The organism is Marinobacter sp. CHS3-4, assembly GCF_030053415.1.
GTDB lineage: Bacteria > Pseudomonadota > Gammaproteobacteria > Pseudomonadales > Oleiphilaceae > Marinobacter.
In genome coordinates this window covers 225,868-242,813 of sequence record NZ_JASGBJ010000003.1, presented here as the reverse complement: position 1 = coordinate 242,813, position 16,946 = coordinate 225,868, and the positions used below count along the sequence as shown (strand labels likewise).

The window sequence follows — 16,946 nt, the reverse complement described above, 5'->3', positions numbered from 1 at the left end:
GATCAGGCGCTCAGGAACCGCCGACACAGTGCGATAAACGTGTCTGGCTTTTCAGCATGCAACCAATGCCCTGTGCCTTCGATGATTCGCAAATCGGCGTTTGGGAAAAGCGACTTTATAGTGTCGCGGTGCTTGGTCTGGATGTAGGCCGAGTCTGAACCCTTTATGAACAGCACCGGGCCTTCGTAAGGCCCCTCTCCCTCTGGCGCAGAAGAAAGGTCTGAGTAACTCTGGTCGATCACGGGAATGTTCAGCCGCCAGCGATATCGTGCACCGGATGCGTCCTGCTCCCCGGCAGGGACCGGCGCCAGATTTTTTAACAGAAACTGCCTGACGCCGGCCTCTTCAACGTACTCAGACAGCGCCCTGTCTGCGTCTGTTCGTGACCCCAATGCGGCAAGGTCCACTGCCTTCAGCCCTTCCAGGACATGATCGTGTCGTGGTTGATAGGTCACGGGAGAAATATCGGCAACAATGATGCTGGTAATGCGCTCCGGCGCCTGAAGCGCAAGCTGCATCGCGACTTTTCCGCCCATGGAATGGCCCAGCACCGATGCGGTTTCCAGACCCTGGGCGTCCATATAGGCCAGCACGTCGTCTGCCATTTCCGGATAGGTCATGGTATCCGTGTGAGGAGATTTGCCATGGTTGCGCAAATCCAGCGCGTGAATCTGCCATTTGTCCTGTAGACCACGGGCGATAACTCCAAGATTATCCAGCGACCCAAACAGGCCGTGCAGCAGGATAACGGGACGGCCTTCGCCAACGACTTTGTAATTTAGCTCCACTCAAATAACTCCCGGATGAAACAGACAGGCACAAAAAAGCCGGGCAAGCCCGGCTGTTAACATGTCAGGTGACGCGATGATCAGCAATAATAGATGTTGTTCAGATACTCTGCCAGAGCAGCAATATTGGAGCGTTCCTGCTCGTTGTGCGGTACAAAGATTTCCAGTTCCATAAAACACCTCCTGATGAATGAAACCCAATTGCCTGTAATCCTGACTCCAATGCTATCTTTAGAGTTGGCAAGGTTGATTGACAGGCTGTCTCATTCACTTGACAGTTTGTACCACCCTTCGTGACGTCTTGTTCATCCACCATCTAAGGCCAACGTGAGCGTTCCAGAACCGACCAACAGCAACACATCACCCATGATCGCCGCGTCCAGCACATTGGCGCTGGTTCACTACCTGCGATGCCAGGGCGTTCTTGACCCCAGCGTTGTGGAGCGAGTCACCGGCCACAACGAAGACGCTCTGAAGGACCCTGACCTCAGAATACCGGCCGATCAGCATTACCATCTCTGGGAATACGCCGAATCGGTGACCGGCGATCCCGCTGTCGGCCTGCATGCCGGCCAGCTAGTCGACCCGGACAGGATGGGGCTGGTCGGCCATGTGTTTTTCAACTGTGACACCCTGGGTGAAGCCGTTACCCAGTACGTGCGGCTGCACCGCCTGATCAACGAATCCGTGCGACTGAGCCTTGAGCAAACCGGAAACCGTGCCATTCTTACCTGGCAGGCCGACTCGCCCGGCCATTATTGCCGGCAGGACATGGATCGCACGCTGGCCTCTGTGCTATGCCGTACCCGGCACTTCATTCACCCGAATATCGTCGCCGACTGGGTCGAGATTGCCCACTCCAAACCCGATTACGAACAGGAATACCGCGATCTCTTCGGCGGCCCTGTCAGATTCGGTTGCAAGGTCACCCGGCTGGCTTTCGACCGTCGGCATCTAGCCCACCCGATTCCGCACCGCAACCCCTACGTGTACTCGGCCGTTCTGAAACAGGTCAATGCCCTGATGGCCAGACTGCAGAGCCGCCGTACCTTCGGCCGCAAGATCCGGCGACTGATTTCCCAGCAGATGTCTACCGACCGCATCGATGCAGACACCCTGGCCCGGCAATGCCATATGAGTCGCCAGACGCTCTACCGCCGGTTGAAAAAAGAAGGGCTGGGATTTCATGACCTGGTTGAGGAAGTGCGCAAGGACAAAGCCATTCGTTATGTCGCTTCAGACTATTATGCGCTGGGTGAAATTGCTTTCCTGCTGGGATTCTCGGAGCTCAGCGCCTTCAGCCGTGCGTTCAAGCGCTGGACAGGCATCGCGCCCGCGCAGTATCGAGCGCAGCATTTGGACCACCAGATAACGGACGCCGACACGTGAGCGCCCTGGATCCGGCCTGGATTGCTTACGTCGTTGGCGCCCTCTATCTCCTCGCCGCCGCCTGCATCTACCGCATTTTGCTGAGCTATCGGACGTCACAGGGCGCAATTGCCTGGATTCTGGCACTGATTGGCCTGCCGTATATCGCCGTGCCCTTTTTCCTGCTGTTCGGGAGAAACCGCTTTGGCGGTTACCTGAAAGCTCGCAGACCAGGAGATCGGACGTTAACGGGAGTGCACAGCCACTTTGGTCAACAGGACACCGCCATCGACATTCCCGGGCAGAGCAAGGCCAGCGATGAGCTCCAGGTGCTCTGCAAACTGGGCCGCCAGCCCTTCACCAGCGGCAACTACTGCACACTTCTCCAGGATGGCACAGACACATTTGAAGCCCTGTTTGAGGCCATGGAAAGCGCCCGACATTACATTCTGCTGGAATTTTACATCGTCCGGTCCGACAAGGTCGGGCAGCGTATAAAATCCATTCTCAAACGAAAGTTAGCCCAGGGCGTACAGGTATGGTTCCTGTATGACGACATTGGCAGCGTTTGGCTGCCCAGAAAATACCTGAAAGAACTGGCAGCCGCCGGTGCCCACGTCGCGTCGTTCGGTGACGGTAATCTGCGGAGAATGCGGCTGCAGATCAATTTCCGAAATCACCGCAAACTGCTGGTGTGTGATGGCGATATTGGGTTTGTAGGTGGCATCAATCTTGGCGATGAATACCTTGGTGCTGACCAGAATGAAGAGCCCTGGCGCGACACCCATTGTCGGATTGAGGGGCCCGCTGCACAGGGGTTGCAACTGGCCTGGCTGGAAGACTGGAATTGGGCCAGCGATCATCTGCCGGAGCTGAACTGGGAACCCGTAACAAGTTCCGGTGGCGATGAAGAAGTGCTGATTCTCCCTACGGGGCCGGCAGACCCTTATGAAACCGGATCTCTGTTCTTTCTTAACTGCATCAACAATGCACGCCACCGGCTCTGGATTGCATCGCCCTATTTCGTCCCGGACTTTCAGATTCTGAATGCGTTGCAACTGGCCGCTTTGCGAGGCGTGGACGTGCGCATCCTGATTCCAGAAAAATCCGACAGCAAGCTGATCGGCCTGGCAGCCTATTCCTATCTGGTACAGGCTTCACGGGCCGATATTTCGATCTATCGTTATCAACCAGGCTTCATGCACCAGAAAACCCTGCTGGTGGACGACCGCTACGCGGCCGTAGGCACGGCCAATCTTGATAATCGATCGATGCGCCTGAACTTTGAGATTACAGCCGTGAATACGTCGAAAGGGTTTGTCCAGCGAGTGGAAAAAATGCTCAGCAGGGATCTCGACAACTGCCGCCTGATGACCGAGAGCGATTACCAGGATCGGTCCATTCTTTTTCGGCTGACCTGCCGCGCCATCCGCTTGATGGGCCCTTTGCTGTAATGCCGACCGGGTCTCATTGCCAGTAAAGGGTTCGTTTTCCAAACACCGGGAATGTGAGAGTATTCCGCAACGACAGATCAAACATGCGGTAATTAACGACAATAATGACCCTTTTCAAACCCCGTGAGACTCTCACAGAGCAGGTCGCCCGTCACATCGAAAACCTGATCGCTTTCGGCCAGTTACGTTCTGGAGAGCGCATCTATGAAAGCTCTATGGCCAAGCAGATGGACGTCAGCCATGGCTCTATCCGAGAAGGCCTGCTGCTTCTCGAAAAGCGTCACCTGGTGCAGAACGTACCTCGCAAAGGCGCCTTCGTGACGCCGCTGGATGAGTTTTTTGTTCGAAGCCTTTACGAAGTCCTGCAACTGTATCTGACCCACACAGGTCGCAAATTGGTCAGACAATGGCAACAAGCGGATATGGACAAGCTCGAATCCCTGTACGAGCGAATGAAGGATCGTCACGAGCGCAACGATTTGATGGGGTTTCTTGAGTTGGGTATTGAATACACCCAGGCCTCACTGACCTATGCCGACAACTACTTCATCGTGTCGGCGATTCGTGATCTCTGGCCGTCTGCAAAACGCTGTGCGTTCGTGGCATTTCAGGGTGGCGGCAATCAGGTACTGGAAGACAATCTCGAGCATGTTCGGGAATCCATCGCCGCCATTCGTGACCGTGATGAAGAGCGGATGGCCGACATTCTGGAGGGCTATGCCGATCAGCAGTGTCGACAGGTACTGGAAGTGATAGGTACGAAAACCGCTACCGGCTGAAACCACTCATTCAAACAGGCGGGTGAACGAGAAACCAATGCTCAGATACGCACTCCAGTCGTCCTCATTGTTGTAGGCGGTTGACAGCTGCACCGGGCCGATACCCGTTTCCACGCCCGCATAGGCGCTCCAGGAATACAGCAGGTTGTCCCATCTTGCATCCCCGAGAGACGACCAGGCATTGCCGGCTTCGGCCCCGACACCTGCAAACCAGGGCACAAGGGGGCCGCCGAACTGTTCGCGAAGAAACAGGCTTGCAAGCGCTGCATCCTCACCGGCGATCTCCCCACGGCTGAATGCAGACAAGCGCTTAAAGCCCCCCAGTACCACCGAATTTTCGATACCCGCGACGCCCCCGGTTACGGTATTGGTAAAGATCAGGCCAGTTAACGTGGTGTCTTCCCAGGTGTGCGCAGCCAGCGCCATCGCTCTAACCGAGTCGAAGTTGCGGTCAGAACCAAGGCTTTTCCGTTCCAGCTTCCCCCTTATGCCCGCAAACCAGCCGGTCTGCGGCAGGAACGCATCGTCGAGAGAATCATGCTCCAACGCCAGATTCGCGCTGGCCTTCTCGATGGTCTTGTAAGGAACTACCTGCGCCCCGACCTGCTCGTCGACCGTGGCATAGCCCCGCCGATAGGTGAGTCGTATTTCGTTGTTGGCACCCAGTTCCATCCCCAGCGCCAGGTCCGCTTCACTGGTGCTCAGATCCACTTCGGTGATGCGAACTCCATCGCCGTTAAACGCGTTGAAGGATTCACGTTTGTATTCCGCACCCATGGTCAGAAAGCGTTCATACCCGTAGTCCAGGGGTTGGTACCATTCCGTTCGGGCCCAGGGGCGAGTACCCAGCTGCAACCCCGTATTCCATTCCGCACCCAGAGAATTCAGCTCGGTCATTCGAACTGCCGCCGCCACGTTAAACTCAGTCTGCGTCTCAAAGTTATCTTCGTAATTCAGCCCGAAAGACAGATAATTGGGGCCCCAGCTTTTTCGACGTACCCGAATCAATAAACCAGAGTCTCCGTCAGGCAGACGCTCCAGCGAGTAGGCGACGGTTTCGTAGTAGCCAAGTCCATAGATCCGCTTCAGATCGTTTTCCAACTGATCCGTATCCAATGGCTCGCCAACTTTTTGTTCGATCCGGGAGCGGATAAAATCATCCGCCAGCCTGTTCCCGCCTTCGACCCGGATCCGACTGATCAGAGAGGGGCTGAACGATCGCTGTTCCAGACGTTCACGATAAGCCCGCCAATCCTGCTCTGCCACTGACAGGCCACTCAGTTTGACGGCGTGACGCCGGGCTTCAGTAGCCCCCAGTTCGAAAAACGGCTTGGCCTGATAAAAGTCGGCCGATGAAAGCTGGCCCAGATCAGGCCGTATCAGCACGTCGTGGTCGCCAAGCTGTTCCAACTGGCGCTCGGTATTCCTTCGAGTCAGCAGTGTGGTGAGCTGCCCAACAACCGTAAAGGCGTCTTCAAGCTCTTCCTTGTCCATCAGCGGATCCGTGATATCCACCGCAATAACCACGTCTGCCCCCAACGACTTTGCCACCGATACCGGCAGGTTATTGGCAACGCCGCCGTCGACCAGAAGCTGGCCATCACGGGATACGGGGGCATAAACGCCTGGAATACTCATGCTGGCCCTGACGGCATCGGACAGATTTCCAGTGCCGATCACCACCGGCTCGCCGGTTTCAAGATCAGTGGCAACAGCACGAAAGGGGATGGGAAGCTTATCGAAATCGTCGACCAACGCCGCATCGTGGGTCAACTCATTGAGGATAAAACCCAGATTCTGGCCAGCAATGATACCGCCGCCGAACGTCAGACCTTCCGAGCCAACGCCAATGCCAGGTGTAACCGGAAAGCGCCAGTCATTTCGTTTGCGGCGAACGGGCTTGAATACGCGTCCGGGGTCGTCCCGGAAACTGGAAAGCCAGTCCAGGTTAATAAAACGGGACTCTATATCTTCGACTGGCATGCCAGACGCATAAAGCGCGCCTACGGCTGAGCCGGCGCTGGTACCAACCACCAGATCCACCGGGACCTGAATTTCTTCAAGAACCCGCAAAACCCCGACGTGAGCCATTCCTTTTGCGCCACCGCCGCTCAGAACAAGTGCGACTTTCGGGCGAGCCGCCGCAGCGGCTGAAACACAAAAACCTAACAGAAAGACAAGCAACCAGCGGCGCATTAACGTCGTCGCACGTCAGGATTCATCCTGCTTTTCCTGCTCTTCCAGAGAGAGGTGCGATACGTCGGGTACAACCGGCGGTGGTGTATCTTTTTTCTCACCAAGCTCTGACCCGGCGGGCGCCAGTGTCCAGTCGTCAAGGTGCTCGAACATGGGGGCCTGTTGCTCTTTATGCTCTTCGAGAGTAATACCCACGGGGTCCAGTGTAAGTCCTGAGTCGGAAAGAATGCTGTCGACCTTTTCGCCGGCCACGTTTGGACGATCACCGGGCTCAACTTTGACACCGCCCGAAGACGGAGTCTTAGGTGCCGAAGAAGCGGCTGGCTGGGCCTGCTGGGAAGGGGGCGCGGGTCGCTCCTCAGGTGAGGGCCTTGTCTCAGCTGAAGGCTTGGTCCCGGCTGAAGGCCTGGTCCCGGCTGAAGGCTCTTCAGAGGCAGCAGGTCTGGGTGCATCTGGCTCAGGCTTTCTGGGCGCCGCACCTTCCATGGGCTCAACGTAAGCCACCATGCCGTGCTTGTGTAAGACACCGCGGTACTTTTCGGCTTGAACTTCTTCCAGTTTGTTGCGAATAACCACTGGCTGGCCGCTGAACATCTTGGCGATCTGATCAGCGTTGGCCTTGAACAGGGTTTTGGCATTACTGCGAGCTGTTTCCGGATCGGTACCCGGGGTGCATTCGCCTTTAAAAACCAGTTGGAACATGATCTTGCCTCTGAACTCGGAATGCTCGTGGAACTACTTTCATCATAGTTGAAACATTCGCCCCTCGGAACCTCGGTATTTTGCCTCCAGAACGGCCCAAAGTGTGAACAATTGAAAAATATGCCCAAAAAATAAACAGATTTCTGGCGATTTCAGATAATCATCAGTAACCTTTGATTACATAGCGTTACCTGAATCCTGTATCTGACTGAATTTCCGGAGCTCATCAAGAATGACTGCTTCACGCACAAAGGCCTTCTTCATCGCGTTGACCTTACCGCTGCTTTTGAGCGCGGGATCAGCATCCGCGGGCAACCTTGACCTACTGATGAGCGGCCTCTTCCCCGCAAACCAGGCAACCTATATCGGGTATGAAAGCGTTGAGAGGGAGGCGATTCCAGTCAGTTCTGCCATCGAACGCAAATACCTGATTGTGGACTTCCGCCTTAATGGAAACCCCGGAACAGAGCAGCTGCAGGCCAGCGTTCACAAGGTTTGCATGGCCATGCTCAAAGACCGTGACCTCATTCGGGATCTTTCCCGGCGCGGCTTCGACATGGTGTCGGTGGCCTTCGATCGCAAGTCCCAGTTTGACTGTCTGTAGTCGACATTAGTCTCCACGACCAAGCAGCCTGGGAAAAGATTCCAGGGCACTGTTTACGGCGTCCAGATTGAAGGCTTCCACATCGACCAGTAGCTTCTCGCCATATTGGGTGACTGACGGTGAACGCAGGCGACGCCCCCATTCAATCACTCGCTCGGCAAACGCTCTCATCTGTTCCGGATCGCCACTTTCCCGGACATCCTGCCATTCATCACCGAAATCCCTGGACAGCTGCTCTCTTAACCAACCCCGCTCCTGCATGCTGAGGGTTTCTGCCAACAGGCGATCCGATTCCTGAGGCTGTCCGTCGTCCTCGGCCTGCTCAACAGTGACGTCAATATTTGGAAGGGTGACGGTAAATATGGAGCCGACCCCGGCCTCGCTCTGCACTTCCAGCTTTCCGCCCATCATCTCCACCAACTTGCGGCTGATGGCCAGGCCAAGCCCTGTGCCGCCATAACGACGGCTGTTCTGCCCTTCCTGCTGTTCAAACGCGTCGAATATCTGTTGCTGTTGATCCTCAGGAATACCAATGCCGGTGTCCTTAACCGTTACGACCAGCGTCGACGTTCCCTCGCTTGGTTGACCCGTTTTCGGATCCACCTGCGGCGTCGCAGTGGCGCGGACAGTCACGCCTCCTTCGTGCGTAAACTTGATGGCGTTGCCCACCAGATTGAACAACACCTGCCGCAAACGGGTTTCATCCAGGCGCATAGCCACGGGCATTTTGGAATCCACACTGACCTCCAGCGAAATGCCCTGCTCTGTGGCCCGCAAATCGAAGATATGGCGCACGTCACTGAGTAGCCGGCGCATGGAAACGGCCGAGTAGTCCAGACGCATCTTGCCGGCCTCTATTCTGGACAGATCCAGAATGTCGTTAATCAGCATCAACAGACTTCGGCTGCCTGCGCGAATCGAGTCAAGATAGTTACGTTGCTGAGGGTCCGTCACGGTGTTGCTCAGCAGATCGCTGTAGCCAATCACTGCGTTCATGGGTGTACGTATTTCATGAGACATATTAGCCAGGAACTCACTTTTGGAACGGCTTGCTGCTTCTGCCTGCCGGGCCAGCCGCTCGGCATCCTGCTTCGCTGCACGTAGCTCGTCCTCACTGCGACGGAGTGCATTTTCTGACCGAATTCGCTCGTCGACTTCTCGCGACAGCTTGCGATTCCAGTAAAGAAAGATCAGCACCACGACGACCGCGATCAGAACAATTCGGCGAACCACCGTGTAATCCGTTTCTTGCTCGATATCCAGATGAATCCAACGGTTGTAAATGGATTCGGTCTCGTTGGAATCGAGACTGCTCAGGGCCTTGTTCAGAATCCCCAGCAGTTCCGGCTGATCTTTGCGGACGGCAAATCGAAGCTCGTACTGATATGGCGTGATACTGGTGATGCGGAGATTCGACAGGCCCAGTCTCGCCACTGTATAGCTAACAGCCGGGATGTGGGTGACCATGACATCAAGATCGCCATTGGATAAGGCCAACAGACCCTCTTCCACCGATTGCACGGGATACAGATTCAGATCGGGGTGATTGATCAGCAGATAATCATGCCCGGCTTGGCGATTCACCACACCAACCCGTTCATCCCTCAGCTGACGAAGCTCACCAATAAAGCGCCCTTCCTCCCGAATAGCCAGGGCAATGGGGACTGTCAGATACGCTCGGGTGAACAGAAAGCTTTCCTCCAGTCGCGGGGTTCGCGTGAGGTCGGGCACGATGTCTACCTTGCCCTGTTCCAGCATAGTTTCGGGCACCTGTCCGGTGTCCAGCACCTGACGGTCAAAGCGCACGGATAGCTGCTGTTCCAGGCGCTGAATCAGATCCGGAACCAATCCTCTGGGCTCTCCACTTTCTGCAAATCCGAATGGCGGCCAATCCGGGCGCACAGCGACCTTTAGGCCGGGGTTGCGCTGGAGAAAAGCCGTTTCCGCATCAGACAACCGGATCGTCGAATCCTCCGTCTCCGGCACGGCAGATTGCAGCCAGGGCTGACGAATGGACCTGTGCTCGCTATGTGAAATGGCGAGTACCGCCTGATTCAATGCCCGATAGACGCGATCCTGATCGGAGCCTGTCTCGAAGACCACATCCACCGACTGCTGGTTCATCAAACGCGCCAACCGAACCCCGTTAACCATTGCCGAACGCAGATAGTCAGACACTACCGCCACTGGCCCCAGAAAGGCATCCGCTTTACCAGACAACACCATGCTGACGGCTTCTCCCAGCGTATCCACCTTCAGTGGCGTGAACGACTTGACCGAATCCAACATGGCATACTGATTGGCATCCCGGGCCACCAGGGCAATGCGTGTGTTCTCCAGATCAGCCAGTTCCTGTATTCCTGCGTCGCCAGTGGCCACAAACAACCCGTAGGTCAAAGACATCAGCGGGGCAGAAACGCGAACCCCATCGCTTGCGGGACGACTGACGGAGCGAGTGCTGAGGCGCGCATCGATCACACCGTCTTCCAGCCATTGATCCAGCTGTTCAGCGTCACCGGTGACCTGCTCAATGGGCACATCAAGCTTGTTGGAAATGGTGTTCAGGTAATCAATAAAAACACCGGCAAGTTTGCCCTCGCCGGTGTCAAACACCAACGGCACCTGGTCACTGCGAACACCAACACGAAAGGATTTACGGGCTTCGAGCCAGTCAAGGTCATCGCTGCCAAGAACGGGAGCAGGTGAGCTCTGGGGAGGGTCTGCCAACACAGAGACCGATCCCAACAGGCAGGCCAGATATAACAGACACCGAAAAGCCGCCTTCACTGGATATCCTTTTGCGTTAGACTAGAGTTGTGAAAACCATACCGACTAAATTCACGGATTGCATTCAGGAGTAGCTGACTCACCATGGATACCAGCAAACACACGCTCTCAACCCTTTTCGAACAGCTGGGCATTCCCTCAGATCAGGCAAGCATCGAGGACTTTATTACGCGCCATTCGCCATTGCCTTCAGAGATCGCGGTACAGGATGCGCCCTTCTGGTCAGAGAGCCAGTCGCTGTTCCTGGAAGAGGGCCTCGAAGACGACTCTGACTGGGCGGAAATCATCGACGAACTGGACGCGCAATTACGCCACTGATTCTACTGACCGGCAATGCATACCTGATCGCGGCCCGATTTCTTTGCCTGGTAGAGGGAGCGATCAGCCCGGTCAAAAACCTCATCGGCTTGATCATCGGATTTAAACTCAGCGATACCTGCTGAGAAAGACACCGACACGGGCTCGCCGCGAAAATGGAACGGTAAAGCCTTGATGTGCTCCCGCAGACCGTCCAGCACGTTCTTGGCGGAATGCGCCTCTGTTTCCGGGAACAAAAGCACGAACTCTTCCCCACCAAACCTGGCAATGAAGTCAGTTTTGCGCAGCCGATCTCTCAACGCCTTGGCCACCAGCTGTAATACCCGGTCGCCCGCTTTGTGGCCAAAGGAGTCATTGACCCGCTTGAAGAAATCGATATCCAGAACCGCAAGCGTCAGTGGATTGTTGTAGCGTGTCCAGCGCTGGTGCTCTATTTCCAGCCGATCCTGCCAGGCTTCCCGGTTTGGCAGTTCAGTCAGCACATCGGTCATGGCTCGTCGGCGTTGCTCTTTTAGCTCTCCACGAACTTGCTCCGCTTGTGTTTCCATGGCCGCCATCTTTTCATGCATGGTCGCCAGCTGCTCTGACAGATATTTCTCTCGCTCAGTTTCCTTGGTCCTAAACCGGCCCACCGCCTCACGAATGGATTTCAGGTGTCCGGAAACCGAAGCTTTCAGCCCGTCAAAATCCTGGCTATCCTCAACTTTTCGACCGAAGGCTTCGAGCTCTTGCTTGATCTCCTGATCCAGCTCTTCAGACGCACCCATGCGGCCCGCCTGTGCATTTTCCTGCTCTGCGAAATACTGCCTCAGAGTTTCCAGGCGTTCATCCAGGCGTCGGAGAAACCCCTCGAATTCGCGCTGGCTTCGTGTCACTGCGGCGATGACCAGTTCAGCAACCCCACTCAGTCCTTCCCGGAGTTCATCCCAGTCATCACTGGCCATCAAACTCTCTCGAAGGCGGCGCGCCCGGGTTTCTGCCGCGGGTTCCAGAGATACCTGCTCCAACATCTGGCCGAGCAGCTCGCCAACCCGGCGGGCAATTCGAAGCCTCTGATCCGACTCCTCCTCACCCTGAGCTTCCAACTCGACAATGGACTGGGTGTCCGGTGAACGTGGCGCTGCATCCGGCTCAGGCGTGGTGTCATCTGACCGGCCGAATAATCTGCTGAACATTCCTTTCTGCGCAGTGCCCCGGTCGCCAGGAGAATCGGCAAGTCCCGCCTTGAGTACGCTGGCAAAGTCGATCAGCCAGTCGTTGAATGTGTTGCGAAGGGTTTCCGGCTTGCGAAGGCGTTTTTCGAGGTCTTTCAGACGATCCCTGACAGCGTCAAAGGCGCCGTGACTGCGGAGTTCAGATAACAGTTTTTCGAACGCGCTGCGCAATGCCTTGTCGGTTTCAGATTTACGCTCATCCAGCGCCGATACCTTACGGTCAATTCGCTCCTGAAGGTCCTGCCAGGCGCGGGCATTCAGTGAATCCTTCCGTAATTCATCCCGCAACCGGGAGAGCAAATGGTCCAGTTCCCGACTCTGCCCCTCGGAAGCCAGGCTGGTGCGAACCAGCATACGCTGAAGCAAATTGCGCTGGGCATCCCAATGCGCCTCACGCGCTTCGGCGTCTTCAAGTTCTTTCAGATACTTGTCCTTCCAGGACGAATCCGATGGCATTTATCTCCCCCTCCTCGCCAAATTCAACTCTTCGAACCATCTGGTTTGCTACGAACTCGACGCGCCCGGGGATGGCTTTGATCATACACCTTCGCCAGATGCTGGAAATCCAGATGAGTATAGATCTGCGTGGTACTGATATCAGCATGACCCAATAATTCCTGAACCGCACGCAGGTCGCCACTGGATTCGAGCATATGGCTGGCGAACGAGTGGCGAAGCAGATGCGGATGCAGTCGCTGGTCGGCGCCGTTCTTGACGCCCCAGCGCCGCAAACGGGACTGAATGCTTCGATTACTGAGACGCTCACCACGGCGGCTGACAAACAGTGCAGGCTCGTTTGAGACGGCAAGTTGCGGCCGCAGATCCAGCCATCGGGCCAAGGCCTCCAGCGCCCGGCGCCCGACGGGCAACACTCGCTCTTTACTGCCCTTACCAAGGACACGAACTTCTCCACCGCGGCGATCAATGGACGTCAGATCCAGGTTCGACAGCTCGGACAGTCGCAGCCCTGAGGAATACAATAGTTCGAACATGCAAAGATCCCGGGCTTCGAGCGGGTCATCAGGGGTGGCATCCAGAAGCTGGCTTAATTGGTCTACATCCGCCACACGAGGCAATCGGCGGGCAGCCTTCGGCGCACGCACGTCAATGACCGGATTGTCTTTGGCCAGGTGTTCCCTCAGCAGATAATCGTAGAAACGCCGTATGGCAGAGAGGTGCCGAGCTATGCTCCGGCCACCGAGACCCGCCCGGCTCAGGGCGGCCACATAGCGACGAAGATGGTGGGTAGTCAGATCAGCCCAGGCACGGCAGGATTCGGTTTCAATGGCCCATTGGCCAAAACGAAGGATATCGTCCTGATAGCTTTTACAGGTGTGAGCCGCGTGGCGCTTTTCGGAGGAGAGGTAACGAATGAAGCCCTGGAGTGGCTCCGCAAGTACGGCAGCCAGGCCATGATCAGCGCCGGGCTGCGCCATTATTAGCGGGACTCCGCAAGCGGCTCTGCGACAGGCGCCGCGGACGCGTGCCGCTGAAGAATCGGCGGCAACAAACGGCTAAGGGTATCGCTGATATAAGTCAGGAACAGCGACCCCATGCTCTGGTCAAAATAACCGGTCTGGCAGCTCCCAACAGCAAACACACCCACCAGGTCTTCTGTGCCGGCCGCCGGCTCATACGCCCTCAGGGGCACCAGTGCGACAGAGGCAATTGGCTCTTCCCGATCCGGGAACAGGAAGCTGCGCTCACTTTCACGGAACTGTCCACACACAGCCCGCTCACCTTCCAGAAGACCACCCAGCCGCTCCCGGGCCTGATCGGGAGAGACCACATGCAGGGCACCCTGTCCGTTGGTGGACACTTTCTGATCGGTGAACAGAATGACCGATGCGGCATCCAGGCCGAAATCGCCGCGAATGCTGTCATCCACCGCCGCGGCCATATCGTTCAGATTGCGCGCTTCGATGATCTGCATCAACAAGCGTTTGCTCTTTTCAAATAAACGGTCGTTATGACGGGCAATGGACACCAGATCCACCAGTTCCTGGCGAAGCGTATCTCTCTGCTCTCGAAACAGATGAACCTGCCGTTCAACCAGGGAGATGGCTTTTCCACTGTCGTGAGGAAGCGTCAGACTGCGCAGCAATTCGTCCTGATCCACAAAGAAATCCGGATTCTGACGAAGATACTCCGCAACTGATTCCGGATCGAGGTCAGCGGCCTTCTGACGGGCCGTTTGGTCTGTCATGCTTGTCTCCTGACGGTCAGGCGCTCGCCTCTGGCGATCAGCGCCTTGCAGTGGCCTGTTGACGGCCACGAGGATTTTTATTCTGGCTTCCGCCTCTGCGACGCCTTGGCCCGGCATCACCGGGCAGCCGCAACTGGCCTTCAAAGACAGTGGTGGCGAACCCTTCCATCATAACAGGCGCCCCCTCACCCTGCCATTCGATGACCAGCTTGCCACCGCGCAGTTCCAGTTCGACACGGGCATCCAGCAACCCGCGTAAGCGACCGGCAACAACCGCGGCACAGGCGCCACTGCCACAGGCCAGCGTTTCACCTGCGCCGCGCTCATAGACTCTCAAGCGCACGTGGCTACGGTCCACGACCTGAAGAAAGCCAATATTGGCACGGGCCGGGAACCGGGGATGACTTTCCAGCTTCGGGCCAAGTTCCAGCACCGGCGCGGTATCAACATCATCCACCAACAGAACCCCATGTGGGTTACCCATCGAAATGGCACTAAGCTCCACGGTTTCGTCACCTACCTCCACGGTGTAAACGTCTTTGCGCCGGTCAGCGGCAAAAGGAATCGCAGGAGGATTCAGCTCCGGAACGCCCATATCGACGGTTACCATGCCGCCTTTGCCCATTCTCAGTTCGATGACACCCTTGGCAGTTTGCACCCGGATGACCTTCTTGTTGGTCAAACGCTGATCGCGAACAAAGCGGGCAAAACAGCGAGCGCCATTGCCACATTGTTCTACCTCGGAACCATCACTGTTGAAAATCCGATAGCGGAAATCCACGTCGGGCAGCCCTGGCGGCTCAACCACCAGTAACTGGTCGAATCCGATGCCAAAATTGCGATTGGCCAGCTCCCGGATCATGTCTGTGCGCAGACGGAACGGCTGGCTGATGGCATCCACCACCATGAAATCGTTGCCCAGCCCGTGCATCTTGGTGAAGTTGAGCTGGGGGCCGCGTCTTGGCTGACTCATACTGCTCTCCCCATCATTCTGGGACACTTCCATCTGGCCGCCGTTCATTCTGGCAGACAGCTTTCAGGTGCAAGCTGCTCTTCGAGACTTTCACGACGGCGAACCACGTGGACCTCACTGCCGTCGACCATCAACTCAGGAGGACGGTTACGGGTGTTGTAATTGGAGCTCATCACGAATCCGTAGGCACCTGCCGAGCGAACGGCCAGCAAGTCGTTGGCCTGGAGGCGCAGAGCCCTGTCCTTACCCAGAAAATCCCCGGTTTCACAAACCGGCCCGACCAGGTCCCAGTGCTTTTCCTCGACATCATTGTGGGGCTTTGCCGGAATAATGGCCTGCCAGGCGCTGTAGAGTGCCGGCCGAATGAGATCGTTCATCGCGGCGTCAATAATGGCGAAATTACGGTGCTCGGTACACTTGAGGAATTCCACCCGGGTCAGGAGGATGCCAGCGTTGGCCGCAATCGAGCGCCCCGGCTCCATGATGAGCTCCAGCTGACGGTTACCCAGTCGCTCTGCCAGAGCTGTCACATAATCAGACGGCTGCGGAGGATGCTCGTCTTCGTAGGTCACGCCCAGACCGCCGCCCATATCCAGGTGGCGAATCACAATCTGCTTTTCAGCCAGGGAGTCGATCAGTGCCAGCACTCGATCGAGCGCATCCAGGAAGGGCGACACCGAGGTGAGCTGTGAGCCAATGTGGCAATCCACCCCCTGAATGTCCAAATTGGCCATGCCGGCAGCGCGCTCGTAAACGGCGGGCGCTTCGGCAATATCAATACCGAACTTGTTTTCCTTCAGCCCAGTGGAGATGTAAGGATGCGTCCCGGCATCTACATCTGGATTGACGCGAAGAGATATCGGCGCTTTAACGCCCAGCTCGCCAGCCACTTCATTCAGCCGGTCCAGCTCGGTATCCGATTCAACGTTAAAGCAGCGCACACCAACCTCAAGCGCCCGCTTCATCTCCCAGCGCTGCTTACCAACCCCGGAAAACACCACTTTGGCAGGGTCGCCACCGGCACGGATAACGCGCTCCAACTCGCCCGCGGAGACAATATCGAATCCTGCACCCAGCCGCGCCAGCACATTAAGGACCGCAAGGTTGCTATTGGCTTTCACCGCGTAACACACGAGATGTGGACGCCCTGCCAGAGCCTCGTCGTAGGCACGATAGTGCCGCTCAAGGGTGGCACGGGAATAGACGTACGCCGGGGTCCCGAACCGGGCGGCAATATCCGCAACGGGGACGTCTTCGGCGTAAAGTTCGCCATCGCGGTAATTAAAATGATCCATGGAGCTCTCTATACAGTTCTATTCAATCTGGCTACTTGCTCAGGCTATTCATTCGGCAATGATCAACTGGCTGGCCCAACAATCATCAGCCTTCTTCCCGCTTGCGCTCGGTTTCATCGGTGTCGGCCTCAGAGGGCACCTCCCGATACAGCGGTCCCTTCTGGCCACAACCAGACAGAGTCCCGGCGAGCGTGCCCATCAACGTCAGGAGTAATACCATTGTCAGCCCGGCCTTCATGCCTGTAGCCCCTGTTTATCTTGA

15 protein-coding genes are annotated in these 16,946 nt (G+C 56.5%); 5 read left to right on the top strand and 10 right to left on the bottom strand.

Features of this window, described 5'->3' with window-relative positions; genetic code table 11:
* Positions 1 to 2: 2 nt before the first annotated feature.
* Entirely contained in the window at positions 3 to 788 is a 786-nt protein-coding gene (locus QLQ17_RS14810; protein ID WP_283210383.1) for an alpha/beta fold hydrolase, read from the bottom strand.
* Positions 789 to 1,154: 366 nt separating this feature from the next.
* Between QLQ17_RS14810 and QLQ17_RS14805 the strand changes: the two genes are divergently transcribed.
* The 3 genes from QLQ17_RS14805 to QLQ17_RS14795 all read left to right on the top strand — a co-directional run bounded on the left by QLQ17_RS14805 (position 1,155) and on the right by QLQ17_RS14795 (position 4,389).
* On the top strand, positions 1,155 to 2,177 hold the full coding sequence (locus tag QLQ17_RS14805; RefSeq protein ID WP_283210490.1) for an AraC family transcriptional regulator: 1,023 nt from the start codon (positions 1,155 to 1,157) through the stop codon (positions 2,175 to 2,177).
* Positions 2,174 to 3,610 (top strand): cardiolipin synthase, encoded by a 1,437-nt coding sequence (cls, locus tag QLQ17_RS14800; protein ID WP_502867390.1) that lies wholly within the window; start codon positions 2,174 to 2,176, stop codon positions 3,608 to 3,610. Before QLQ17_RS14805 ends, cls begins: the two co-directional genes overlap by 4 nt.
* A 104-nt stretch (positions 3,611 to 3,714) precedes the next feature.
* A complete protein-coding gene (locus QLQ17_RS14795; protein WP_283210382.1) occupies positions 3,715 to 4,389 on the top strand; it encodes a GntR family transcriptional regulator in 675 nt (224 codons plus the stop codon).
* A gap of 6 nt (positions 4,390 to 4,395) precedes the next feature.
* On the opposite strand, the gene QLQ17_RS14790 is transcribed toward QLQ17_RS14795, so the two are convergent.
* A complete protein-coding gene (locus tag QLQ17_RS14790; RefSeq protein ID WP_283210381.1) occupies positions 4,396 to 6,585 on the bottom strand; it encodes a patatin-like phospholipase family protein in 2,190 nt (729 codons plus the stop codon).
* A 15-nt stretch (positions 6,586 to 6,600) separates the two neighbouring features.
* On the bottom strand, positions 6,601 to 7,287 hold the full coding sequence (locus QLQ17_RS14785) for a hypothetical protein (protein ID WP_283210380.1): 687 nt from the start codon (positions 7,285 to 7,287) through the stop codon (positions 6,601 to 6,603).
* A 232-nt stretch (positions 7,288 to 7,519) separates the two neighbouring features.
* Between QLQ17_RS14785 and QLQ17_RS14780 the strand changes: the two genes are divergently transcribed.
* Positions 7,520 to 7,891 (top strand): hypothetical protein, encoded by a 372-nt coding sequence (locus QLQ17_RS14780; RefSeq protein ID WP_283210379.1) that lies wholly within the window; start codon positions 7,520 to 7,522, stop codon positions 7,889 to 7,891.
* Positions 7,892 to 7,897: 6 nt separating this feature from the next.
* On the opposite strand, the gene QLQ17_RS14775 is transcribed toward QLQ17_RS14780, so the two are convergent.
* Entirely contained in the window at positions 7,898 to 10,678 is a 2,781-nt protein-coding gene (locus QLQ17_RS14775; protein WP_283210378.1) for a transporter substrate-binding domain-containing protein, read from the bottom strand.
* An 84-nt stretch (positions 10,679 to 10,762) separates the two neighbouring features.
* Here QLQ17_RS14775 and QLQ17_RS14770 point away from each other — a divergent pair, with 84 nt between their 5' ends.
* Positions 10,763 to 10,996, top strand: a complete 234-nt coding sequence (locus QLQ17_RS14770) for a DUF2789 domain-containing protein (protein WP_283210377.1) — start codon at positions 10,763 to 10,765, stop codon at positions 10,994 to 10,996.
* 2 nt (positions 10,997 to 10,998) lie between these two features.
* Here QLQ17_RS14770 and QLQ17_RS14765 read toward each other — a convergent pair whose 3' ends face one another.
* The 6 genes from QLQ17_RS14765 to QLQ17_RS14740 all read right to left on the bottom strand — a co-directional run bounded on the left by QLQ17_RS14765 (position 10,999) and on the right by QLQ17_RS14740 (position 16,922).
* The gene (locus QLQ17_RS14765) at positions 10,999 to 12,666 is read right to left on the bottom strand and encodes a diguanylate cyclase (RefSeq protein ID WP_283210376.1); all 1,668 of its coding nucleotides are present in this window, start codon (positions 12,664 to 12,666) and stop codon (positions 10,999 to 11,001) included.
* A 23-nt stretch (positions 12,667 to 12,689) separates the two neighbouring features.
* A complete protein-coding gene (xerC, locus tag QLQ17_RS14760; protein WP_283210375.1) occupies positions 12,690 to 13,646 on the bottom strand; it encodes a tyrosine recombinase XerC in 957 nt (318 codons plus the stop codon).
* Positions 13,647 to 13,648: 2 nt separating this feature from the next.
* The gene (locus tag QLQ17_RS14755) at positions 13,649 to 14,416 is read right to left on the bottom strand and encodes a DUF484 family protein (RefSeq protein WP_283210374.1); all 768 of its coding nucleotides are present in this window, start codon (positions 14,414 to 14,416) and stop codon (positions 13,649 to 13,651) included.
* Between the two features lie 37 nt (positions 14,417 to 14,453).
* Positions 14,454 to 15,389 carry a diaminopimelate epimerase gene (dapF, locus tag QLQ17_RS14750; protein WP_283210373.1) on the bottom strand — a complete coding sequence of 312 codons (936 nt, stop codon included), beginning with the start codon at positions 15,387 to 15,389 and terminating at the stop codon, positions 14,454 to 14,456.
* Positions 15,390 to 15,433: 44 nt separating this feature from the next.
* Positions 15,434 to 16,684 carry a diaminopimelate decarboxylase gene (lysA, locus tag QLQ17_RS14745; RefSeq protein ID WP_283210372.1) on the bottom strand — a complete coding sequence of 417 codons (1,251 nt, stop codon included), beginning with the start codon at positions 16,682 to 16,684 and terminating at the stop codon, positions 15,434 to 15,436.
* 85 nt (positions 16,685 to 16,769) lie between these two features.
* Positions 16,770 to 16,922: an LptM family lipoprotein gene (locus QLQ17_RS14740; protein ID WP_283210371.1), complete on the bottom strand. Its 153-nt coding sequence runs from the start codon at positions 16,920 to 16,922 to the stop codon at positions 16,770 to 16,772.
* Positions 16,923 to 16,946: the final 24 nt, after the last annotated feature.